We start from the raw sequence: 20,217 nt of genomic DNA on the forward strand, positions 1-20,217 counted from the left end.
CGGCGTGGCAGGATCGGGCGGATGGACGTCTACTCGCTCCGGATGCGCACCCGGTTCCGCGGTATCACCGTGCGTGAAGGCGTGCTGTTGCACGGGCCCGCGGGGTGGGGCGAGTTCTGCCCGTTCACCGAGTACGACGACGCCGAGTCCGCGCCATGGCTGGCTTCGGCGGTCGAAGCCAGTGAAATCGGCTGGCCGGCACCGGTCCGCGACCGGGTCGAGGTGAACACGACCGTCCCGGTCGTCTCGCCGGAAGAGGCCTATCGCATGGTCTCGGTGTCGGGCTGCCGGACGGCGAAGGTGAAGGTCGCCGATCCGCGCTCGTCCCTTGTGGACGACTGCGAGCGGGTGGCCGCGGTGCGCGACGCGCTCGGCCCGTCCGGCGCGATCAGGGTCGACGCGAACACGGCGTGGGAGGTCGACCCGGCCGTCGACGCGATCCGGGTGCTCGACAAGGCGGCCGACGGGCTCGAATACGTCGAGCAGCCTTGTGTTTCCATCGAAGAGCTCGCGGCCGTGCGGCGCCGGGTCGACGTGCGGATCGCCGCTGACGAGTCGATCCGCCGTGCCGAGGATCCGTTGAGGGTCGCCGTCGCGGGCGCGGCCGACATCGCGGTGCTGAAGGTGGCGCCGCTCGGCGGCGTGCGCCTGGCGCTGGAAGTCGCCGAAGCGTGCGGGCTGCCGTGCGTGGTGTCGTCGGCCGTCGAAACGAGCGTCGGACTGGCGGCGGGGCTGGCGCTCGCCGGCGCGCTGCCGTCACTGGAATTCGCTTGTGGACTCGGCACGATGTCGTTGCTGGAGAACGACGTCTGCTCGACTTCACTGTCCCCTGTGGACGGTTACCTGCCGGTGCCGCGCCGCGCGCCGGAGCCGGATCTGCGTGATCGTTTCGCTCCGGATGAAGACACCCTGGCCAGGTGGGTGGACCGCCTGACCAGGGTGCGGTCTCATTAGCCGCAGTGCTCGAAGCCGCTCTCGTAGTTCGAAGAACCCGCTGAGCCACCCCACTTCACACACTTGTTGCCCGCCGGAGCGCTGACCGGACCGGCGTAGTACTCGAAGCTGCCGCTGTCGGCTTTACGCGCTGATCCTTGCACTTCGAGGAACGCCGAAACCGCGCTCGCCGTGCCGACCGAGGTGCTCTTGATCGTGGTCACGCAGTTGTTGCCGTTGGCGGAGTTGTAGAGCAGGTACGCGGTGCCCGCCGAGCCCAGCGCCGCCGAGTCGATGACCTTGTAGCCGGTGCCGCAGACCTCGACGGCGTCGTACGGGTTGTTGTTGCCGCCGCCGTTGCACGTGTTCTTGGATGTGACGTTGGCGTGCGGGTACGGGAACGTGGTGCCGTTGAAGACGGCCTTCTGCGTGTTGTTCGGGTACGCCTGGTCCGAGGTGCGGATCTCGAAGTGCAGGTGCGGCGAGATGTTGTTGCCCGGCTTGGAGGTGTTGCCGAGTTCGCCGAGCTTCTGGCCCTGCGCGACCTGCTGGCCCACGCTCACCGAACGCGCGCGCAGGTGGGCGTAGTAGCTGGTCCAGCCGCCGCCGTGGTCGATCTTGACCAGGTTGCCGTAGCCGTTGGTCGAGCCCTGGTGCGCGGAGATGACGACCTTGCCCGCGGCCGCGGCGACGACCGTGTCACCGAGGTCGGCGTCGGCGGTGCCGCCCCTGTTGAAGTCGAGTTCCCAGCCGACGTGCGCGCTGGAGTTGTCGTTGTTGCCGTTCCAGGTCTGGTTGCACGGGAACGGCACCTGGAAGTTGGGGCGCGGACCGGCGGCGCCGGCGGGCGACGCGATCACGGCCGCACTGGTCAAACCCAACGCCAGCGTGGCCACCGCGGTGATCCAGCGTCTGATTGCCATCGGTATGTCCTCTCTCGGCTTGTTGGTCCGTACTGTGCCGGATGTCCGTACAAGCGAGATACAAATGGCGTTCAGCCGAGCCAGGGCTTGCTGATGCGGGCGTAGGTGCCGTCGTTGAGCGCGAGATGCAGCCATTGGTCGACCCACTCCTGGAAGACGACATCGCCGCGCGGCAACAGATAAGCCTTCTCAGCGAAGGTGAACGGCTGATCGGGATGGACCGCGCAGAGTTCGGGATGCTGCTTCGCCTGCCAGCGGGTTTCGGTGGCGTCGGTGATCATCAGGTCGGCGTTGCCCTTGAGGATCTCGTCGAAGATCGTGTTGTTGTCGGGATGGCGGACGATGGTCGCGCGCTTGAGGTTGGCGTCGGCGAACTGCTCGTTGGTGCCGCCGGGGTTGACGATCGCGCGGACGCCCGGCTGGTCGATCTGCGCGAGGGTCTGGAACCTCTCGGCGTTTTCGCACCGCGTGATCGGGGTTTTGCCGTCGCGCAGGTACGGCTCGGAGAAGAAGGCGCGCTTGGCACGGTCGAGAGTGACCGAGATGCCGCCCATGCCGAGATCGCAGCGGCGTCCCAGGTCGTCGAGGAGTGTCTTCCACGTGGTCGGCACGAAGGTGAGCCGGACGTTGAGGCTGTTCGCGAGTTCTTTCGCCAGCTCGACGTCGATGCCGCTGTAGCTGCCGTTCGCGTCGCGGTAGGTGAAGGGGCGGTAGTCGCCGGTGGTGCAGACCTTCACCTCGCCGCGGCGCGTGATCGTGTCGAGCCTGCTGCTGTCATGGCCGGTTTCGCCTGCCGCGCCCGCGGTGCCGAATCCCAGTACCGCCACCGTGATCAGCGCCGCCAGCTTGCCCGTCGTCGACTTGAGGGTGATCGCCATCAGGCCATCTTCCAAGCCTCCCGATGGACCCGCACCAGCCATTCGTCGGCCGCGTCGTGATCAGGACGCTCCGGCAGCGCCGAAGTCCGGATCAGCGTTTCGAGCCGGGCGTCCAGGTCGGCCGCGGCGTCCAGCGCCTCGTCCTTCGTGTGCTTGCCCAGCCGCAGATCACGCAGCCAGGTCCGCCAAGGTTCGGGGACGGGCAGCGTGATCCTGCCGGTTTCGAGCAGCTCGACACCCTGTACGCCGATCCGGACCATGTGCGTCGCGAACTTGGTGTCGAAGCCGTGCTTCTCGATCAGCTCCGGCCGGTTGGTGTGTTGGCTGCCGTTGCCGAGCATCCTGTCCCGCTGAGCGGCGAGGTAGCCGCGGAACCGGTGCCCGGCCTGCCGCGACACGATGATCGGCGTGTTCGCCCGCAGCTCACGGCCGAAGTCGTTGATCTCGACGAGCTCGCTGTCCGGCGCGAACAGCAGGAGCAGCACGGTCGGGTTGCCGTTGAGCGCGAGCCGCATCCACTTGCGCAGCGAGTACACGACCAGTTCCAGGTCACCGGGCTCCGACCGGACGCCTTCCGGCCGCGCGCGGTGGATGTACTGCTCGAAGCGCCGCAGCCCGGCGACGTACTCCGGCGGCTCGACGCAGATGCCCATCTCGTCACGGTCCTGGCCGCCGTCGAGCGCGGTGCCGAGCAGGCCGGAGCCGACCTCACAGCGCAGGATCATGCCCTGCTCCGCGATGGCCTTGAACTCGGGACTGTCGTGTTTCACCAGGTAGTAGTACCGCGACCCCGAAGTCCGGGTCATCCGGTTTTCAGGGATGGACTCAGGGGTTTCCCGGATGTCCATACGTACGTCTACGAGTCATGGTTATCCCATGACGAACAACGTGAACTTCTCCCAGACCACCGCCACCGCCGCCAAGCCGCTCTTCCGCAGCAGCACCGACCGCAAGCTCGGCGGCGTCTGCGCCGGCTGGGCCACCTACTTCGGCATCGACCCGACCGCGGTCCGCGTGCTGATGGCCATCGCCACCTTCGTGCTGATGGGCATGACCATCCCGATCTACGCCGCGGCGTGGATCCTGACCCCGGCCGAAGCGGCCGCCGACGTCACCCTCGACCAAGAGATCCCCGTCCCCGCCTGACCGTCTAGGGGACAGTTCACGAACCCTCCACCCCGGCCCCGGACGCGACCCCTCGCGCGTCCGGGGCCCCTTTACGTCCAAGGACAAGAAAAAGCCCGGCCCGCCGAAGCGGACCGGGCTTTCCCGGTGTTCACAAAGCAGCTGGACTCAGAAGTCCATGCCACCCATGCCACCGTCGCCACCCGGAGCGGCCGGGGCGGCCTTCTCCGGCTTGTCGGCGACAACGGCCTCGGTGGTGAGGAACAGCGCCGCGATGGAGGCGGCGTTCTGCAGCGCGGAGCGGGTGACCTTCGTGGGGTCCGGCACGCCGGCGGCGAGCAGGTCCTCGTAGACACCGGTGGCGGCGTTCAGGCCGTGACCCTGCGGCAGGCCCTTGACCTTCTCCACCACGACGCCGCCTTCGAGGCCGGCGTTGATCGCGATCTGCTTGAGCGGCGCCTCGACGGCGACCTTGACGATGTTGGCACCAGTGGCCTCGTCGCCCTCGAGCTTCAGACCCGCGAAGGCTGCCTCGGCGGCCTGGATGAGAGCGACGCCACCACCGGCGACGATGCCCTCTTCGACGGCGGCCTTGGCGTTGCGGACCGCGTCTTCGATGCGGTGCTTGCGCTCCTTCAGCTCGACCTCGGTGGCGGCACCGGCCTTGATGACGGCCACGCCGCCGGCCAGCTTCGCCAGACGCTCCTGGAGCTTCTCGCGGTCGTAGTCCGAGTCCGAGTTGTCGATCTCGGCGCGGATCTGGTTGACGCGACCCTGGATCTGGTCGGCGTCGCCAGCACCCTCGACGATGGTGGTCTCGTCCTTGGTGATGACGGCCTTGCGCGCCTTGCCCAGCAGGGAAAGGTCCGCGTTCTCGAGCTTGAGGCCGACGTCCTCGGAGATGACCTGGCCACCGGTCAGGATCGCGATGTCCTGCAGGATGGCCTTGCGGCGGTCACCGAAGCCGGGCGCCTTGACGGCGACGGACTTGAAGGTGCCACGCATCTTGTTGACGATCAGGGTGGCAAGGGCTTCGCCCTCGACGTCCTCGGCGATGATCAGCAGCGGCTTGCCGGACTGGATGACCTTCTCCAGCAGCGGCAGCACGTCCTTGACCGTGGAGATCTTGGAACCGAAGAGGAGGATGTAGGGGTCCTCGAGCTCGGCTTCCTGACGCTCCGGGTCGGTCACGAAGTAGCCGGAGATGTAGCCCTTGTCGAAGCGCATGCCCTCGGTGAGCTCGAGCTCGAGACCGAAGGTGTTGCTCTCCTCGACAGTGACGACGCCTTCCTTGCCGACCTTGTCGAGCGCCTCGGCGATGAGCTCGCCGATGGTGCGGTCAGCGGCCGAGATCGAGGCGGTAGCAGCGATCTGCTCCTTGGTCTCGATCTGCACGGCGGCCTTGTGCAGCTGCTCGATGATGGCCTCGACGGCCTGCTCGATGCCGCGCTTCAGGCTGATCGGGTCGGCGCCGGCGGCAACGTTGCGCAGGCCTTCCTTGACCAGGGCCTGGGCGAGCACGGTGGCGGTGGTGGTGCCGTCACCCGCGACGTCGTCGGTCTTCTTGGCAACTTCCTTGACGAGCTCGGCCCCGATCTTCTCCCAGGGGTCCTCGAGCTCGATTTCCTTCGCGATGGAGACGCCGTCGTTCGTGATCGTCGGCGCACCCCACTTCTTCTCGAGCACGACGTTGCGGCCACGGGGGCCAAGCGTCACCTTGACGGCTTCGGCGAGGATGTTCAAGCCGCGCTCAAGACCGCGGCGGGCTTCCTCATCGAACGCGATCAGTTTGGCCATTACGGTGTGGTCCTCCGGTATTGGGCGCTGCCGTCAGCCGCGCAGGCGACAGCAGCAGGACTACTTCCACGGCCAGGCTCGGTGCCCGCGACGGACGACCTGCCAGGGTTTCCCCTCGGCACGGCCTCACCGTCCCGACCTTCAGGTGGGATGATCGGCGACCATCCACCTGGCACTCGACGGTGCCGAGTGCCAATGCGTGTTTAGCACTCTACGGGGGAGAGTGCAAGAAACGCAGGTCAGGAGCGTGTCACCGAGCTCGCCGCCAAGCACGTGGCGCGGCGCCATAGGCGCGGGCGAACGCGCGGGTGAACGCGGCCTCCGAGGTGTAGCCCGCGGTGGCGGCGACCCGGCCGACCGGTTCGGCGGTGGATCGCAGCAGGTGCGCGGCGTGGTCGAGCCGCCGCCGCAGCACGTAGGCGCCCGGCGGTTCGCCGACCAGCGCGGTGAACCGTCCCGCGAACGCCGAGCGCGACAGCGCGGCGAGCCTGGCCAGCTCGTCGACCGGCCACTCGCGCTCCGGCGCGCGGTGGATCGCGGCGAGCACCGGGCCCAGCACGGGATCCATGGCGGCGGTCAGCCAGCCGGGGTCGGCGTCGCGGCCGGACACCGCAGCCCAGGTCCGCAGCGCGCGGATGAAGAGCAGGTCGAGCAGGCGCGACACCATCACCCGCGAGCCGGGCCGCGGTTCGCCCACTTCGGACACCATCAGCTGCAGACTCAGCGGCAGCCACGGGAGCCCGGCCGCGTCACAGGTGATGACGATCGCGGGCGGGAGCACTCCGAGCAGCGGCGCGGCGACCGGGTTCTCGACCAGGAACTCGCCGGTGACCCACTGGGTGCCCGCGTCGGCCTTGATGACGTGCGCGGCGCCGCGGGCGAGCAGCACCATGCCGCCGTCGGAGATCTCCACGGTCTGGGCGCCCGCGATCTCGACGCGGATGACGCCGTGCTCGACCAGGTGCACCATCCGCGCGCCCTCGGCGAACGCCTGGCGTCCGACGCCGGTGAAGCAGGTGACGTCGCCGCCGTGCAGGTGGATCGCCTGCAGCACATCGGAGAGCGAGTCCTGGTCGGCGTAGGCCGCCGCTGGTGAAACGGCAAAGTTCTCCGGTCGCTGGGCCATGGTTCTTGCTTCATCCTCCTCATAGGTTGCGAGCAGCAGTATCCACTCGATCAAGGAGGCAATCCGCCATGTCCGTCAAGCCGACCGTGGTGCTCGTCCACGGTTTCTGGGGTGGCGCCGCGCACTGGGCGAAGGTCATCGTCGAGCTGCGCGAGCGTGGCTTCGGCTCGCTGCACGCCGTGGAGAACCCGCTCACCTCACTCGCCGACGACGCGGCGCGAACCCGGCAGATGATCCGTCAGGTCGACGGCCCTGTCCTGCTGGTGGGGCATTCCTACGGCGGCGCCGTGATCACCGAGGCCGGCGACCTGCCCAACGTCACGGGCCTGGTCTACGTCGCCGCGTTCGCGCCCGACGCCGGCGAAAGCCTGGCCCAGATCAGCGAAGCGCACCCCGCCGTCGGCGGTGGCAACGTCGCGCCCGACTCCGACGGCTATCTCTGGATCGCGCAGGACAAGTTCGGCGAGAGCTTCTGCCAGGACCTGCCGGAGGACGAGGCGCTGGTCATGGCCGTCACGCAGAAAGCGCCGGTCGGCTCCACGTTCGGCGACACGGTCACCACGCCTGCCTGGCGCACCAAGCCGTCCTGGTACCAGGTGTCCACGGAGGACCGCATGATCCACCCGGACAACCAGCGCCGGATGGCCGCCAGGATGACCACGCGCAAGACGGTCGAACTCGCGGCGAGCCACGCCTCGCTCGCGTCTCAGCCGGTCGCGATCGCCGACCTCATCGAAGAGGCGGCCGGCTAGCCGAACGACGAACGCAGAGCCGGCGCGAGCCGGTGCTGCCACTGCTCGGCGCCACCGGTGATCGAGGGGTACTCGTCGACGAAGTTCGGCCAGTCGACGTTCCAGGCCAGCACCGACTCCGCGGCGCCCGCTTCGGAGACCGTCAGGTGAATCTCGAATTCACCGGCGTACATCAGTTGCTCGGCTGCACCGAGATCGACGGTGGCGGCTTGAGCGAGGACTTCGGGCCGCTCGTCGGGCCGCCGCTGCCGACCGGGATCTGCGGCGCGGTGGTCTTCGGCTCGTTGCCACCCGGGTTCCCACCCTTGTCGTCGCCTTTGTTCGTCAGCAGGATCACGCCGACGACCACGGCCGCGACGACCACGAGTCCGGCGACGATCCAGATCCACTTCTTGCCGCCGCCGCTCTTGCCGCCCTGCTGGAACGAGGCGGCGCTGCTGGCGGGCGCGGGCGGGCGCAGGCGCACGGGGTCACCGGGCGGCGGGCCGTACTGCCCTTGCTGCGGGTGTCCGTACTGCCCGGGAGGCGGGCCGTACCCGGGAGGCGGCCCCTGAGGCTGCCCGTACCCGGGCGGCGGGCCCTGTTGCTGATGGCCGTAGCCGGGCGGCGGGCCCTGCTGGGGCCCCTGCGGTCCCTGGTAGTTGGGCGGCTGCTGTCCATAGGGATTCATTGGTGCCCCCTCTCCCTGTGGTGGTGTCGACGAGGGCGCGCCGGGCGGGCCCGGCGGCTTCTCGGAAGTCGCGAGCTGACCCAGTGCCCGGCGCGCGGCGGCGATGAGCTCGACGCAGCTGGCGTAGCGGTCCTTCGGGTTCTTCGCCATGCCCTTGCGGACGACCTCGTCGATCGCGGGCGGCAGCGCGACCACGCGCGAGACCAGCGGCGGGTCGCCGTTGAGGTGGCCCTTGATGACTGTCGGCACGTCACCCTTGAAGGGCGGGCTGCCGGTGAGGCAGGCGAAGAGCACGCAGGTCAGCGCGTACTGGTCGGTGCGGCCGTCGAGCGGCTCGCCGCGCAGGTGCTCCGGCGCGGCGTAGGTGGGCGAGCCGAGGAAGTCGCCGCCGCGGGTGCGGTGCCCGGTGGCGCCACGCCTGGTCAGGCCGAAGTCGGCGACGTAGACGTGCTCGCGGGAGGACTCGCGGCTGGTCACCAGCACGTTGGCCGGTTTGACGTCGAGATGCACGAGGCCGCGGTTGTGCAGGCTGTCGAGCGCGTCCGCGACCTGATCGAGCAGGCTCAGCGCCCGCACCGGGGCGATCGGGCCGCCGCCGATGGCGCTCGCGAGGTCGGCGCCGTCGACCATCCGCATGGCGATGTACAACATGCCGTCGAGCTCGCCGAAGTCGTAGAGCGGGACGATGTTCGCGTGGTCGATCGCGGAGGTGTTGCGCGCCTCGTCGACGAACCGCTCGCGGAACTCGGCGTCGGCGCCCAGATGCTCGCCGATCACCTTCAGCGCCACCTTGCGCCCCAAGCGCACGTCGGTGGCCTTGTACATCACACTCATGCCGCCCTTGCCGAGCACGCCGTCGATGCGGTAGTTGCCCAGCCGGCGACCGGTGAGGTCCCCCGACACGTCGCCTGTCACGATCGGCACTCTAACGCGCGCCGATCTCCACCCGCTGTCAGACCTTCCGGACGTCAGCGGCTTGGTCGCGCCCGTCGCGGCCGGACTGGACCTCGAACTCGACCCGATCGCCCTCGTCCAGGGTGCGGAACCCGTCGGACTGGATCGCCGAATAGTGGACGAACACGTCGGGCCCCTCGGAGGATTCGATGAATCCGTAGCCCTTTTCGGAGTTGAACCATTTCACGGTGCCTGCGGTCAAGGCATCCTCCTGCGGTGAAAGGAAGTACCGATTCACGCTACCGGCGCTCCGGCGGCTGGCAATCGGCGATTTGCCGCAACGTCACGCCTGGGAAAGCCGCCGATTACGGGCTTGCACGAGCACCGTTCCGGGCCCCGCGAAGTCCAATGCCAGCCCTTCTCCGGTGGCCACCGACTGCGGGCCGGACGGGTCGACCGCGCGCAGCCTGCATTGCACCGAATCGGGGTACGCGAGCAGGTAGTCGGGCCGGACGGTGACCAGCTCGCCCGGTTCGAGCGCGAACGCGTCGACCGGGCCCGCCGCCGACAGCACCAGCGGGCCGACCCCGGAGTAGTGGTCGAGGAAGCCGTTGTCGGCGCCGAACAGCTTGCCGTGCGCCTGCCAGTTCTGGTCGTGGCGCAGTGTCGACGGCCGCGCGAGCACCGCGCCCTTGCGCACCGACCAGCCGACCTGGCCGTCGAACTCCAGCGGGTAGACGTCACCGGCCACGGCAGGCGCCAGGTCGAGCCAGCCGCCCTCGGCGGGCGCGTTGAAGACCGACGGCAGGCCTTTGCCGTGCGAGCGGACCCCGCCGCGCGCGGGCGGGGTCTCGGAGACGCCGAAGCTGCTGGCGACCATCGCGTCGGCATTGGCCTGGACGGCCTCGCCCGGCGAGAGCAGGATGCGCGCGACCCCGAAGTGCGGGGTGTGCCTGGTGTGGACCCGCATGGTCTACCGCGCGGGCACCTGAGCGATGACCCACGCCGAGAGCGCCGACGGGTTGCGGGTCTGGGTGAGCACGGTTCCGGGGCCCGCGAAGTCGAAGACCAGGCCTTCACCGCTCTTCATCGACTGGATGATGCCCTGGGTGACCTTGCGGATCTGGTACTGCACGGTGTCGGCGAACGCGACGATGTGCCCGGTGTCGATGGTGACGACCTCGCCCGGCTGCAGCGTCACGGCCTCGAGCGCGCCGTAGCAGGCCACGACCAGCGGGCCCTGTCCCGTCGCGTGGGTGAGGAAGCCGCCCTCGCCGCCGACGAGGTTCTTCAGCCCGCCCCACTTGGTCTCGGTGTGCACGCCGTGCGAGGACGCGATCCACGAGCCCTTGGTCACGCACCAGCCGGTGCGGCCGTCGAGGTTGAGCACCTGCATGTCGCCCGGCAGGTTCGCGGCGACGTCGACCCAGCCGCCGTTCTGCGGCGCGGTGAAGGTGGAGATGAAGAAGGACTCGCCGGAGAGGAACGCCCGGCCGAGGCCCTTCATGATCCCGCCCTGTGCCTGCGACTGGACCGCCACGCCGTAGCTCGTCGCCATCATCGCGCCCGACTCGACCTGGGCGGGTTCGCCGGGCGCGAGCACCAGTCTGGCGACGGCGAACGAGGGCTGATGACGGATCTGAACCTGCATGACTTCTCCCCATAGACGAGCCGTGTGGCGGGGAGAGTCTCGCATGAGGCCCCGCTAGGGGCAGGATGGTCCGTGTGATCTCCGTCGACGAGCATCGTGAGAACGTGACCAAGCTGCTCGGCAGCGCGCCGGTACGCGAACTGCCGCTGGTGGACTGCGCCGGGCTGGTGCTCGCAGAGGACGTGCTGGCGGGCGTTTCGCTGCCGCCGTTCGACAACTCCGCGATGGACGGGTACGCCGTGCGCGCCGCCGACGTCGCGGGCGCGCCGGTCGAGCTACCGGTCACCGGGGACATCCCGGCAGGCCTGGTCGACGTCCCGCCGCTCGCGCCGGGCACCACGCAGCGGATCATGACCGGCGCGCCGATGCCGCCCGGCGCGGACGCCGTGGTGATGGTCGAGAAGACCGACGGCGGCACGGAACGCGTGCGGCTCCTCGAAGCCGTGCCGGTGGACAACCACGTCCGCCATGTCGGTGAGGACGTGCACGAGGGCACGGTCGCGCTGCCCGCGGGCACCAGGCTCGGACCCGCTCAGCTCGGGCTCGCCTCGGCCGTCGGCAAGGACCGGCTGCGGGTGCGCGCGCCGCTGCGCGTGATCGTCGCGTCGACCGGGACCGAGCTGGTCGTCCCGCCGGAACCGTTGCGGTACGGGCAGATCTACGAGTCGAACGCGGTGATGCTGGCCGCCGCGATCCGCGCGCTCGGCTGCGAGGTCGAGATCGTGCGCAGTGTCGCCGACGACGTGACCGCGTTCCGCGCCGCGATCGAGCCGAAGCTGCGCGACGCCGACCTGCTGGTGACCTCCGGCGGGGTCAGCGCGGGCGCGTACGAGGTCGTGAAGGACGCGCTGACCGACTCCGGCGTCGAGTTCACCAAGGTCGCGATGCAGCCGGGCGGCCCGCAGGGCTGCGGACGCTGGCACGGGGTTCCCGTGGTGACGTTGCCGGGGAACCCCGTGAGCGTGCTGGTGTCGTTCGAAGCCTTCCTGCGCCCGGCATTGCTGACCGCGCTGGGCCACACCGGCGTGCACCGGCTGCGCGTGCGCGCGAACCTCACCGAGGCGATGAAGTCACCGGCCGGGCGCCGCCAGTTCCGCCGCGGTTTCTACACCCACAAGGAAGGCCAGGTCACCGGCCTGGTCGGGCCGCGCGGCGGCGCTGGCTCGCACCTGCTCGCCGCGTTCACCCAGTCGAACTGCCTGATCGTGCTGCCCGAAGACGTCACCGCTGTGGCTGAAGGCGATGAGGTGGACGTGCTGCTGATCTGCTAGGAAAATCCCGCTCTTTCCACAGTGGACAGACGACGAGCACGGCGACGAGTTGCAGCGGCGCCATGACCCACATGGTCGGCCGCACCCCGAGCCACTGCCCCAGTGCACCGCCGAGCAGCGCGCCCAGCGCGATGCCGCCGTAGCTGAGTGTCGCGATGCTCGTGGTGATCCGGCCGAACAGCTCCGGCGGGCAGTACCGCTGCCGGAAGGTCACCGTGAGGATGTTGGACACCAGCAGCCCCATGCTGATCGCGACCCCGGCGATCACGAAGGTCACCAGCCCGAACGGCCCGATGAGCAACAGCAGCGCGGCGACGGCCTCGGCGATGAGGAACGCCCGCGCGGTGCCGATCCGGGCGCTGACCCAGCCCGCGATGCCCGCGCCCGCCACGCCGCCGAGCGCCGACACGGCCAGCGCCAGCCCGACCATGCCGGGACTCAAGCCGAGATCACGGCTCAGGAACACGATCTGGATCGCCTGATATCCCTCGAGCGCGACATTCGAAATGGCGGCGAAGACCGCCAGCCGCCGCAGGTACGGATCGTGCGCCAGGAACCGCACGCCGTCCGCGATCTCCGCGCGCAGCCGCCGCTCGCTCCTTTTTGGACGGTCCTCTTCGGTCTTGATGAACCGCAGTGACAGCGCGGAAACACCGAAGCTCACCGCGTCGACGAGCAGACCGGCGACCGCGCCGAACGCCTGTGCCAGCACGCCACCCAGGCCGGGACCCGCGACCTGCACGGCCGATTCGCTGCCCTGCAGCCTGGCGTTCGCGCCGAGCAACTGTCCATCGTGGACGATCAGCGGCACGTAGGCCCGGTAGGCGGTCGTGAAGAAGACCTTCGTCACCCCGCCGAGCAGCGCGACCACCAGCAACTGGGCCACACTGAGCACGCCGAGCCAGGCGGCGACCGGGATGCTGACGAACACCACCATCGAGATGACGTTGCAGGCCATCATGACCGGGCGTTTGCGCCACCGGTCCACCCACGCGCCCGCCGGCAGCCCGACGAGAAACCACGGCAGCCACGCGATCGCGCTCAGCAGGCCGACGACGAAAGTGCCGGCCTGCAACGTGACCACGGCGACCAGCGGCAGCGCGACCGCTGCGACGTTGCTCCCGAGCAGGCTGATCGTCTCGCCGGCCCACAACAGCCGGAAGTCCCTCATGGCTTGCCCGGCATGCCGCGCGCGAACAGGAAGACGGGTTCTCGCTCCTGGCCGTCGTCGGGCAGTTCACGGTTGGCCCAGCCGCTGATCAGCGCGGTGATCTGGTCCTTGATCTCGCCGAGCTCCGCCGGGGTGAGCCAGGCCCAGGCGTTCGAGTCGAACGAGGCCTCTTCCCACTCGGGCGCGTAGCTCTGCCAGTTGGCGAGCCAGGCGCGCGCGATCGCGACCTGGTGCTCGAGCGCGAGCGACTCCGCGGCCTCGCCGATCGGGTCGTCGCGGAAGTCCTTGACGGACCACTTGAAGCCGTCCGACGACCTGCGCCACCAGCGTTCGCGGCGGTCGCGGGCGAGTTCGGGCACCTCCTCGACCAGCTCGCTCGCGGCGAGGACCTTGAGGTGATGACTGACGTTGCCGACGGCCTGGCCGGTCTTGTCGGCGAGCACGCTGGCGGTCGACGGCCCGTTGACCTTGAGCACGTCGAGCAGCCGCCTGCGCAGTGGATGCGACATGGCGGCCAGCACTTTGGAGTCGTGGATCTCCCTGATCCCGCGTTCGGTCATGCGAGCTAACGTACAAGAGTTCTTGTGCAATGTCTCTTGTATATTTGACGGGTACCCTGAGCGCATGGGTTTCTTCTCGTGGGTGATCTTCGGAGCGCTGGCAGGCTGGGTCGCGAACCTCGCGGTCGGCGGCCCCGACCGGCGCCGCTCCGGCTGCCTGGTGAACATCGCGGTCGGCATCGTCGGCGCCGCGCTCGGCGGCCTGATCTATCGCGGGATCACCGGTCAGCGCGAGACCTTGGGCTTCGACCTGCCGAGCTTCGGCGTGGCCGTGCTGGGCTCGGTCGTGCTGCTGCTGATCCTGCGGCTGATCTCCAGCGCCGGGCAGCGCAACCGTCGCTCGCGTGACCGTTTGTAACTTTTCTCCGACGATCAGTGATCATCGGCGGCCACTGCGACTAAAGTAGGTCCACTGGGTTCCAAGGCACCGGCCGGACGCGTGCGTCGTCGGGGGACGCATGCGTCCGGTCGGCTCGTCCGGCCTTTTTCACCACGTCAACGGCATAGTCCAGGTCGAAAAAAACCGGCAGGACCGCCAGCGGCGTGTCCACGATGTCCCGGCGCCAGGCCTCCAGGCAGGCGGCCAGTCGCTCGCCGTACCCCTCCGCGATGGCTGACATGGGATGACCCCTCCACTGACTTCGACTACTTTCTGTTATCGCGGAACTCGACGGTCCGTTACTCGGCCCTCCCGGTAACCACCCATGCCGGGGGTGTGACCCGCGCCGCCCGGTAACGTGGTGCCGCCCCATCCCACTCCACACGTCTGCGGGGAACCGACCAGATGAGCTCCGGCAATCCGCTCACCCACGCCGTCCAGCTGGCACGCGAGACCATCCCGCCGATGCACCCGGCGGGTCGCCCGTTCGTGCTCGGCGGCCTCGCGGGCACGCTGGTGCTGCGCAGGTTCTCCAAGCGCCTCGGCGTCGTCGGCGCGCTGGCCACGGCCGCGACCGCCGCGTTCTTCCGCGAGCCCAAGCGCGTGCCGCCGGTCAGGACCGACCTCGCGATCGCCTCGGCCGACGGCCTGGTGTCGCTGATCGAAGAGGCCACCCCGCCGCCCGAGCTGGGCCTGCCCGCCGAGCCGCGGCTGCGCGTGAGCGTCTTCCTGTCCGTCTTCGACGTCCACGTGCAGCGGATCCCCGCCACCGGCGTCATCGAGAAGGTGGCCTACCGGCCAGGCAAATTCCTGTCCGCCGACCTCGACAAGGCCAGCGACGACAACGAGCGCAACTCCGTGCTCATGCGCACCTCCGACGGCCACGAGCTCGTCGTCGTGCAGATCGCCGGGCTCATCGCGCGGCGCATCGTCTGCGAGATCGCCGACGGCGACAAGGTCGACGCGGGCGCCACCTACGGCCTCATCCGGTTCGGCTCGCGCGTCGACCTGTACCTGCCGCCGGGCAGCAAGCTGCTGGTCCGCAAGGGCCAGCGCACCATCGGCGGCGAAACCCCCATCGCTGAACTGCCCACTTTGGAGGGCTGATGGTCCGCGTGCCCAGCACGCCGGGTATCCGGCTGCTGCCGAACGCCATCACCGTGCTCGCGCTGTGCGCCGGACTTTCGGCCGTGCAGTTCGCGCTCGCCGGGAACTACTCGATGGCGCTCGCGTCGATCGGCATCGCCGCGGTGCTCGACAGCCTCGACGGCCGCATCGCGCGGCTGCTCGACGCCACGTCCAAGATGGGCGCCGAGCTGGACTCGCTGGCCGACGCGATCTCGTTCGGTGTCGCGCCAGCGCTCGTGCTGTACGTGTGGCACGCCGAAGGTGTCCGCATCGGCTGGGTCGCCTCGCTGGTGTTCGCGGTCTGCATCGTGCTGCGGCTCGCGCGGTTCAACACGCTCCTCGAGGTCGAACAGCCGCCGTACGCCTCGGAGTTCTTCGTCGGTGTCCCGGCGCCCGCGGGTGGTCTGCTCGCGCTGATGCCGGTGATCCTGTGGCTCGAGTTCGGCGAGGGCTTCTGGTCGGTGCAGTGGGTGGTCTGGGTCTGGGCGGTGGCCGTCGCGGCGCTGCTGATCAGCCGGATCCCGACGCTGTCGCTCAAGACCATCAAGGCGCCGCCGAAGGCCATCGCGCCGCTGCTGGTCGGCGTCTGCTTCCTGGGCACGATGATCTTCCTGTTCCCGCTGATCGCGCTGGCCGTCGCGATGGCGCTGTACCTGGCGCACATCCCGTACGCGGTCTACCGGCACCGCTGGCTGGCCGCGCACCCCGAAGCGTGGACTGTGCCCGCCAGCGAGCGCCGGGCGATCCGGCGGCGCAGTGGCCAGCGCCGTCTTGGCCTGCGCCCGCCGCTGCGGCGCCGGGTCGCGGGCGCGGCGATGCGCTCGCTGCGCATCCCGCCGCGCAACGGCGAGCATCTCGCGAGGTCGAACCGGCCACTCAACGGCGGCCAGCGCAAGCGCAGCTGGCGTCAGATCGGGCTGCGGCGCAAGTAGGTCACAGCTTCCCGAGCGCCGAAGTGGTGGCGAGGAACAGCTCGGTGCAGTCGTCCAGCAGCTGATCGCGGGCTGACTGCGCCGGGTCGCGCAGCCAGGCCGTGAGCGCCTCGGCGAACCCGCCGACGAGGAACCTGGCGACCAGCGTCAGCTGCCGCTCGCCCGGCGCGGCGCCGGTGTGCGCGCGGACCTGCTCGGCGACCAGCTTGGCGATCAGCTCGGACGTTTCGAGCCTGCGCCGAGCCAACACCGGGCTGCCCATCGCGACGGTCAGCACGACATGGCCCTTGCGCGGATCGTCGGCGACGATCCCGATGGCGCAGCCGAGCGCGGCACGCAGCTGGGCGCGCATGTCCTTCGGCGCCATTTCCAACGCCTGGATGCCACTCTCGATCAGCTCGGCGATGATCTCGTCGAACACCACGAGGATGAACGCGTCCAGGTCGGCGAAGCTCTCGTAGAAGTAGCGCGCGGCCACCCCGGACCGTTCGCACACCTTGCGCACGGTCGTGGCCTGCAGCCCATCGGTGCCGAGCAACTCCAGCCCCGCCGCACACAGCTTCGCCCGCCGCTCCGCCGTGCGCCCGGCGGCGTCCATCCCGCCATAGACCCGTGCCGTCATACCCCGATCTTGACACACCTGTGTACACATGGCTAATCTGCACACAGGTGTTCGCAGATATGAGGGAGGCCGTCGATGACCGAGACCACGGCACGAGTGCGACATTCCCGCGTGGAACCAGTGCCGTTCGGGCCCGGCTGGCTGCTGTGGGACCTGGCCGGCGATCATCGGGGCAACCTGGTGTTCCTGGCGCCCACGCTGATGCAGGCCATGCATCCGGTCATCGGCGACGCGCTGGCCCGCATGCCCGTCGCGCTCACCGATCCGTTCGGTCGCCGCGAACGCTCGGTCGACTCCATCCACCTGTGGGTCTACGGCGGACCCGAGGCACTCGTCGAAGCACGGCGCCTGGCCGAGTTGCACAAGCCGGTCAAGGGCCGCGACACCGACGGCCGCGACGTCTCGGCGCTCAACCCCGAGGTGTGGGCCTGGGTCCCGCTCTCGTCGTACACGGCGTTCCTCACCCAATGCCGCGTCTTCGGCGAGCCACTCGACGAAGCGGGCAAAGAACGGCTGTACGAGGAGATCAAGAACCTCGCGCGCATCCTCGGCGTGCGAGAGCGGCACATCCCGGCCACGACGGCGGACTATTGGGCCTACTACGACACGATGGTCTCGACCCGGCTGACGAACCACCCGTTCGTCCACCAGGTGCTCGCGCGCGGACTCCGCCTTCCCCCGCCACCGTTCCTGCCACGCGCGCTGGCACCGGCGTGGAAAGCCGTGTGGCCGACGCTCGGACGGTTCGCGACCTGGCTGACCTACGGCACGTTCCCCCCGGAGATCCGCGAAATACTCGGCCTCCAATGGACCGAACGCGACGAGCGCCGCTTCCTGCGCGTCGGCCAGCTAATCCGCCACACAGCCCGGCTGACGCCGGAGCGACTCCGCTACCCGCGCACCGTGCGCCTCGCCCGAGACCTCGCCCGCAACCCCGGCCCGAAACGCGAGCAGGCCCTGACCAAGCGCATCGCCACCCTGCACGACCGCAACACCAAGTCCCTATAACCACGACGCCCCGGCCAGACCGGGATAAAGCCCGCTTTACTCCGCGAGATCGCTCAGTACTCCTTATAGGGTGGGCGGTGTGAGCGCACCCCAGATCACGCTGACCGCCCGCCACAACCCGTCCGTGCTCGACTCCCGCCGCGGGGTCGTCCGGCTGCATCCCGAGGTGCTCGACGCCTTGGGCCTGCGCGAGTGGGACGCGGTGCGCCTCACCGGCGCGCGGGTCAGCGCCGCGCTGGCCGCGCCGTCCGAGGACACCGGAGTGCCCGGGATCGTGCTGCTGGACGACATCACGATGTCCAACCTCGGCGTGGCCGAGGGCGCGGAGCTCGTGATCACCCCGGCCGAGGTGCAGGCGGCGCGTACGGTCACCGTCTCCGGCTCGCGACTGGCGAGTGCCTCGCTCTCGCCGAGCACGCTGCGGCTGGCGCTGATCGGCAAGGTGCTGACCGTCGGGGACGCGGTTTCCCTGCTGCCGCAGGACCTCACGCCGGTGCCCGGCTCCGACGTGTCCGCGGTGCGCGGGCAGCTGTCGCGGATGATCGGGATGACCTGGACCAACGAACTGCTGACGGTCACCGCGACCGACCCCGGCGGCCCGGTCGCGGTCGGACCGTCCACTGTGGTCAGCTGGCGTGACGGCGCGCGCACCGGCGACACCCCGGCGCCCGCCCGCACCGGGACGACCGTGGTGCGCACGACGCAGCGGGTGTCCACCGACGATTTCATCGACGCCGAGATCGTCGAGGAGGAAAGCCTGGAGGAACTGACCGAGTCCGTGCCGCCTTTGGCCGACCTCGCCGGCTCGGAGTCCGCGGCGCGCAAGCTGAGCGAATGGTTCGACCTGGCGTTCCACCGCCCGGAGCTGCTCGCGAAACTCGGCACGAGCGGCAGGCTGGGCGTGCTGTTGTCCGGCCCGGAAGGTGTCGGCAAGTCGACATTGGTCCGTGCGGTCGCGAAATCCGAGGACGTCCGCGTGGTTTCGCTGGCCGCGCCGAGCATCGCCGTGCTGGAGCCGAACGCCGCCGCCGGCCGCATCGGCGACGCGATCGGCCGCGCCACCGACGGCGAAGGCCCGGCGGTGCTGCTGATCACCGACATCGACGCGCTGCTGCCGTCCAACCAGCCGCCGCCGCTGGCGACCGTGGTGCTCGACGAGCTCCAGAAGGCGTTGGGCCGCAAAGACTTCGCGTTGGTCGCGACCACGGCGAAGGCCGAGTCGGTCGATCCGCGCCTGCGCGGCGCCGACCTGCTCGACCGTGAGCTGGGCCTGCCGCTGCCCGACGCCAAAGTCCGCACGGAGCTGCTGCGCATCCTGCTGCGTGACGTCCCGCTGGAGCCGGGCACCGACGTCGGCGTGCTCGCCGAGAAGACGCCGGGCTTCGTCGTCGCGGACCTCGTCGCGCTCCGCCGTGACGCCGCGTTGCGCGCGGCGCTGCGTCAGCGTGACGTCGACGAACCGCGCATCGCCCAGCAGGACCTGCTCGACGCGCTGGCCACCGTGCGCCCGATCTCGATGTCCACTTCGGACAATCTGGCCACCGGCGGCCTGACCCTCGACGACGTCGGCGACATGACCGAGGTCAAGCAGTCGCTGACCGAGGCCGTGCTCTGGCCGCTGCGGTACCCGGACTCGTTCGCCAGGCTCGGCGTCGACCCGCCCCGCGGCGTCCTCCTCTACGGCCCGCCCGGTGGCGGCAAGACCTACCTGGTCAGGGCGCTCGCCGGCACGGGCGCGCTGAACGTCTTCGCGGTCAAGGGCGCCGAGCTGATGGACAAGTGGGTCGGCGAATCGGAGCGCGCGGTCCGCGAGCTCTTCCGCCGCGCCGCCGAAGCGGCCCCGTCGCTGATCTTCCTGGACGAGATCGACGCGCTCGCGCCCCGCCGCGGCCAGTCCTCGGACTCGGGCGTCTCCGACCGCGTGGTCGCGGCACTGCTCACCGAGCTCGACGGCGTCGAGCCGATGCGCGAGGTCGTGGTGCTCGGCGCGACGAACCGCCCCGAGCTGGTCGACCCGGCGCTGCTGCGCCCCGGCAGGCTGGAGCGCCTCGTCTACGTCCCGCCGCCGGACGCCGAGGCCCGCGCGGCCATCCTGCGCGCGAGCTCCAAGAACACACCCTTGGCGTCCGATGTGGACCTGGACGAGATCGCGTCCACTTTGGACCGATACTCGGCCGCGGACTGCGCGGCCTTGATCCGCGAAGCCGCGTTGACCGCCATGCGCGAGTCGTTGGAGGCGGCGGAGGTCACGGCCGCCCACCTGGCCAAGGCTCGCGACGCGGTCCGGCCTTCGCTGGACCCGGCCCAGCTGGCCTCGCTGGAGGCCTACGCCAAGAACCGGGCCGAGTAGAACGCGATAAAGCGGGCTTTACTCCGGGGAGTAAAGCCCGCTTTATC

General features: G+C 69.7%; 23 protein-coding genes. 9 read left to right on the forward strand and 14 right to left on the reverse strand.

Translation table 11 applies throughout. From position 1 onward, the window contains the following. The first annotated feature begins 21 nt into the window (after window positions 1–21). Entirely contained in the window at window positions 22–954 is a 933-nt protein-coding gene (locus AB5J62_RS38635; protein ID WP_370944984.1) for an o-succinylbenzoate synthase, read from the forward strand. Here the strand turns inward: AB5J62_RS38635 and AB5J62_RS38640 are convergent. The 3 genes from AB5J62_RS38640 to AB5J62_RS38650 form a co-directional block, all read right to left on the reverse strand. After that, the gene (locus tag AB5J62_RS38640; protein ID WP_370944985.1) at window positions 951–1,856 is read right to left on the reverse strand and encodes a M23 family metallopeptidase; all 906 of its coding nucleotides are present in this window, start codon (window positions 1,854–1,856) and stop codon (window positions 951–953) included. The genes AB5J62_RS38635 and AB5J62_RS38640 overlap by 4 nt on opposite strands. A gap of 71 nt (window positions 1,857–1,927) precedes the next feature. Further along, window positions 1,928–2,734 carry a transporter substrate-binding domain-containing protein gene (locus AB5J62_RS38645; RefSeq protein ID WP_370944986.1) on the reverse strand — a complete coding sequence of 269 codons (807 nt, stop codon included), beginning with the start codon at window positions 2,732–2,734 and terminating at the stop codon, window positions 1,928–1,930. After that, window positions 2,734–3,540 (reverse strand): DNA polymerase beta superfamily protein, encoded by an 807-nt coding sequence (locus AB5J62_RS38650; protein WP_370944987.1) that lies wholly within the window; start codon window positions 3,538–3,540, stop codon window positions 2,734–2,736. The genes AB5J62_RS38645 and AB5J62_RS38650 overlap by 1 nt, the downstream gene beginning before the upstream one ends. A gap of 70 nt (window positions 3,541–3,610) precedes the next feature. Here AB5J62_RS38650 and AB5J62_RS38655 point away from each other — a divergent pair, with 70 nt between their 5' ends. After that, the gene (locus AB5J62_RS38655; protein ID WP_370944988.1) at window positions 3,611–3,880 is read left to right on the forward strand and encodes a PspC domain-containing protein; all 270 of its coding nucleotides are present in this window, start codon (window positions 3,611–3,613) and stop codon (window positions 3,878–3,880) included. Window positions 3,881–4,027: 147 nt separating this feature from the next. Here the strand turns inward: AB5J62_RS38655 and groL are convergent, their stop codons facing one another. Then, on the reverse strand, window positions 4,028–5,656 hold the full coding sequence (gene groL, locus AB5J62_RS38660) for a chaperonin GroEL (RefSeq protein WP_370944989.1): 1,629 nt from the start codon (window positions 5,654–5,656) through the stop codon (window positions 4,028–4,030). Between the two features lie 250 nt (window positions 5,657–5,906). Beyond that, window positions 5,907–6,782 carry a cupin domain-containing protein gene (locus AB5J62_RS38665; RefSeq protein ID WP_370944990.1) on the reverse strand — a complete coding sequence of 292 codons (876 nt, stop codon included), beginning with the start codon at window positions 6,780–6,782 and terminating at the stop codon, window positions 5,907–5,909. A 68-nt stretch (window positions 6,783–6,850) separates the two neighbouring features. Here AB5J62_RS38665 and AB5J62_RS38670 point away from each other — a divergent pair, with 68 nt between their 5' ends. Further along, window positions 6,851–7,534, forward strand: a complete 684-nt coding sequence (locus tag AB5J62_RS38670; RefSeq protein WP_370944991.1) for an alpha/beta hydrolase — start codon at window positions 6,851–6,853, stop codon at window positions 7,532–7,534. Here AB5J62_RS38670 and AB5J62_RS38675 read toward each other — a convergent pair. The 5 genes from AB5J62_RS38675 to AB5J62_RS38695 all read right to left on the reverse strand — a co-directional run bounded on the left by AB5J62_RS38675 (window position 7,531) and on the right by AB5J62_RS38695 (window position 10,749). Then, window positions 7,531–7,707 carry a hypothetical protein gene (locus tag AB5J62_RS38675; RefSeq protein WP_370944992.1) on the reverse strand — a complete coding sequence of 59 codons (177 nt, stop codon included), beginning with the start codon at window positions 7,705–7,707 and terminating at the stop codon, window positions 7,531–7,533. The genes AB5J62_RS38670 and AB5J62_RS38675 overlap by 4 nt on opposite strands. Beyond that, window positions 7,707–9,119 (reverse strand): serine/threonine-protein kinase, encoded by a 1,413-nt coding sequence (locus AB5J62_RS38680; protein ID WP_370944993.1) that lies wholly within the window; start codon window positions 9,117–9,119, stop codon window positions 7,707–7,709. The genes AB5J62_RS38675 and AB5J62_RS38680 overlap by 1 nt, the downstream gene beginning before the upstream one ends. A gap of 37 nt (window positions 9,120–9,156) precedes the next feature. Continuing rightward, window positions 9,157–9,360, reverse strand: coding sequence for a cold-shock protein (locus tag AB5J62_RS38685; protein WP_370944994.1), 204 nt, complete (start codon window positions 9,358–9,360; stop codon window positions 9,157–9,159). Between the two features lie 81 nt (window positions 9,361–9,441). After that, the gene (locus AB5J62_RS38690; RefSeq protein WP_370944995.1) at window positions 9,442–10,068 is read right to left on the reverse strand and encodes an AIM24 family protein; all 627 of its coding nucleotides are present in this window, start codon (window positions 10,066–10,068) and stop codon (window positions 9,442–9,444) included. Between the two features lie 3 nt (window positions 10,069–10,071). Then, window positions 10,072–10,749, reverse strand: a complete 678-nt coding sequence (locus tag AB5J62_RS38695; protein WP_370944996.1) for a TIGR00266 family protein — start codon at window positions 10,747–10,749, stop codon at window positions 10,072–10,074. A 74-nt stretch (window positions 10,750–10,823) separates the two neighbouring features. Here AB5J62_RS38695 and glp point away from each other — a divergent pair, with 74 nt between their 5' ends. After that, on the forward strand, window positions 10,824–12,020 hold the full coding sequence (gene glp / locus AB5J62_RS38700) for a gephyrin-like molybdotransferase Glp (protein ID WP_370944997.1): 1,197 nt from the start codon (window positions 10,824–10,826) through the stop codon (window positions 12,018–12,020). On the opposite strand, the gene AB5J62_RS38705 is transcribed toward glp, so the two are convergent. Both AB5J62_RS38705 and AB5J62_RS38710 read right to left on the reverse strand, forming a co-directional pair. Next, a complete protein-coding gene (locus tag AB5J62_RS38705; RefSeq protein ID WP_370944998.1) occupies window positions 11,971–13,191 on the reverse strand; it encodes an MFS transporter in 1,221 nt (406 codons plus the stop codon). The genes glp and AB5J62_RS38705 overlap by 50 nt on opposite strands. Beyond that, window positions 13,188–13,751, reverse strand: a complete 564-nt coding sequence (locus AB5J62_RS38710) for a winged helix-turn-helix domain-containing protein (protein ID WP_370944999.1) — start codon at window positions 13,749–13,751, stop codon at window positions 13,188–13,190. Before AB5J62_RS38710 ends, AB5J62_RS38705 begins: the two co-directional genes overlap by 4 nt. Window positions 13,752–13,815: 64 nt before the next feature. On the opposite strand from AB5J62_RS38710, the gene AB5J62_RS38715 reads away from it, so the two are divergent. After that, on the forward strand, window positions 13,816–14,109 hold the full coding sequence (locus AB5J62_RS38715; protein ID WP_370945000.1) for a GlsB/YeaQ/YmgE family stress response membrane protein: 294 nt from the start codon (window positions 13,816–13,818) through the stop codon (window positions 14,107–14,109). 40 nt (window positions 14,110–14,149) lie between these two features. Here the strand turns inward: AB5J62_RS38715 and AB5J62_RS38720 are convergent, their stop codons facing one another. Beyond that, window positions 14,150–14,371: a hypothetical protein gene (locus AB5J62_RS38720; protein WP_370945001.1), complete on the reverse strand. Its 222-nt coding sequence runs from the start codon at window positions 14,369–14,371 to the stop codon at window positions 14,150–14,152. Window positions 14,372–14,535: 164 nt separating this feature from the next. Here AB5J62_RS38720 and AB5J62_RS38725 point away from each other — a divergent pair, with 164 nt between their 5' ends. Beyond that, entirely contained in the window at window positions 14,536–15,237 is a 702-nt protein-coding gene (locus tag AB5J62_RS38725) for a phosphatidylserine decarboxylase (protein WP_370945002.1), read from the forward strand. Beyond that, the gene (gene pssA / locus AB5J62_RS38730) at window positions 15,237–16,190 is read left to right on the forward strand and encodes a CDP-diacylglycerol--serine O-phosphatidyltransferase (protein ID WP_370945003.1); all 954 of its coding nucleotides are present in this window, start codon (window positions 15,237–15,239) and stop codon (window positions 16,188–16,190) included. The genes AB5J62_RS38725 and pssA overlap by 1 nt, the downstream gene beginning before the upstream one ends. Window position 16,191: 1 nt before the next feature. Here pssA and AB5J62_RS38735 read toward each other — a convergent pair whose 3' ends face one another. Further along, window positions 16,192–16,812, reverse strand: coding sequence for a TetR/AcrR family transcriptional regulator (locus tag AB5J62_RS38735; protein ID WP_370945004.1), 621 nt, complete (start codon window positions 16,810–16,812; stop codon window positions 16,192–16,194). Between the two features lie 75 nt (window positions 16,813–16,887). Between AB5J62_RS38735 and AB5J62_RS38740 the strand changes: the two genes are divergently transcribed. Both AB5J62_RS38740 and AB5J62_RS38745 read left to right on the forward strand, forming a co-directional pair. Beyond that, window positions 16,888–17,820 carry an oxygenase MpaB family protein gene (locus AB5J62_RS38740; protein WP_370945005.1) on the forward strand — a complete coding sequence of 311 codons (933 nt, stop codon included), beginning with the start codon at window positions 16,888–16,890 and terminating at the stop codon, window positions 17,818–17,820. A 79-nt stretch (window positions 17,821–17,899) separates the two neighbouring features. Beyond that, a complete protein-coding gene (locus tag AB5J62_RS38745; protein ID WP_370945006.1) occupies window positions 17,900–20,170 on the forward strand; it encodes an AAA family ATPase in 2,271 nt (756 codons plus the stop codon). Window positions 20,171–20,217: the final 47 nt, after the last annotated feature.

Origin of the sequence: Amycolatopsis sp. cg5 (assembly GCF_041346955.1) — a bacterium.
Lineage (GTDB): Bacteria > Actinomycetota > Actinomycetes > Mycobacteriales > Pseudonocardiaceae > Amycolatopsis.

Excerpts from the sequence above, each read along its gene's own strand:
- AB5J62_RS38645 (WP_370944986.1), bottom strand. The coding sequence starts at position 2,734 with ATGGCGATCACCCTCAAGTCGACGACGGGCAAGCTGGCGGCGCTGATC.
- AB5J62_RS38720 (WP_370945001.1), bottom strand. The coding sequence starts at position 14,371 with ATGTCAGCCATCGCGGAGGGGTACGGCGAGCGACTGGCCGCCTGCCTG.
- AB5J62_RS38670 (WP_370944991.1), top strand. The coding sequence starts at position 6,851 with ATGTCCGTCAAGCCGACCGTGGTGCTCGTCCACGGTTTCTGGGGTGGC.
- AB5J62_RS38705 (WP_370944998.1), bottom strand. The coding sequence starts at position 13,191 with ATGAGGGACTTCCGGCTGTTGTGGGCCGGCGAGACGATCAGCCTGCTC.
- AB5J62_RS38655 (WP_370944988.1), top strand. The coding sequence starts at position 3,611 with ATGACGAACAACGTGAACTTCTCCCAGACCACCGCCACCGCCGCCAAG.
- AB5J62_RS38740 (WP_370945005.1), top strand. The coding sequence starts at position 16,888 with ATGACCGAGACCACGGCACGAGTGCGACATTCCCGCGTGGAACCAGTG.
- AB5J62_RS38665 (WP_370944990.1), bottom strand. The coding sequence starts at position 6,782 with ATGGCCCAGCGACCGGAGAACTTTGCCGTTTCACCAGCGGCGGCCTAC.
- AB5J62_RS38695 (WP_370944996.1), bottom strand. The coding sequence starts at position 10,749 with ATGCAGGTTCAGATCCGTCATCAGCCCTCGTTCGCCGTCGCCAGACTG.
- AB5J62_RS38635 (WP_370944984.1), top strand. The coding sequence starts at position 22 with ATGGACGTCTACTCGCTCCGGATGCGCACCCGGTTCCGCGGTATCACC.
- AB5J62_RS38640 (WP_370944985.1), bottom strand. The coding sequence starts at position 1,856 with ATGGCAATCAGACGCTGGATCACCGCGGTGGCCACGCTGGCGTTGGGT.
- AB5J62_RS38675 (WP_370944992.1), bottom strand. The coding sequence starts at position 7,707 with ATGTACGCCGGTGAATTCGAGATTCACCTGACGGTCTCCGAAGCGGGC.
- AB5J62_RS38735 (WP_370945004.1), bottom strand. The coding sequence starts at position 16,812 with ATGACGGCACGGGTCTATGGCGGGATGGACGCCGCCGGGCGCACGGCG.
- AB5J62_RS38715 (WP_370945000.1), top strand. The coding sequence starts at position 13,816 with ATGGGTTTCTTCTCGTGGGTGATCTTCGGAGCGCTGGCAGGCTGGGTC.
- AB5J62_RS38725 (WP_370945002.1), top strand. The coding sequence starts at position 14,536 with ATGAGCTCCGGCAATCCGCTCACCCACGCCGTCCAGCTGGCACGCGAG.
- AB5J62_RS38710 (WP_370944999.1), bottom strand. The coding sequence starts at position 13,751 with ATGACCGAACGCGGGATCAGGGAGATCCACGACTCCAAAGTGCTGGCC.
- AB5J62_RS38650 (WP_370944987.1), bottom strand. The coding sequence starts at position 3,540 with ATGACCCGGACTTCGGGGTCGCGGTACTACTACCTGGTGAAACACGAC.
- groL (WP_370944989.1), bottom strand. The coding sequence starts at position 5,656 with ATGGCCAAACTGATCGCGTTCGATGAGGAAGCCCGCCGCGGTCTTGAG.
- AB5J62_RS38690 (WP_370944995.1), bottom strand. The coding sequence starts at position 10,068 with ATGCGGGTCCACACCAGGCACACCCCGCACTTCGGGGTCGCGCGCATC.
- pssA (WP_370945003.1), top strand. The coding sequence starts at position 15,237 with ATGGTCCGCGTGCCCAGCACGCCGGGTATCCGGCTGCTGCCGAACGCC.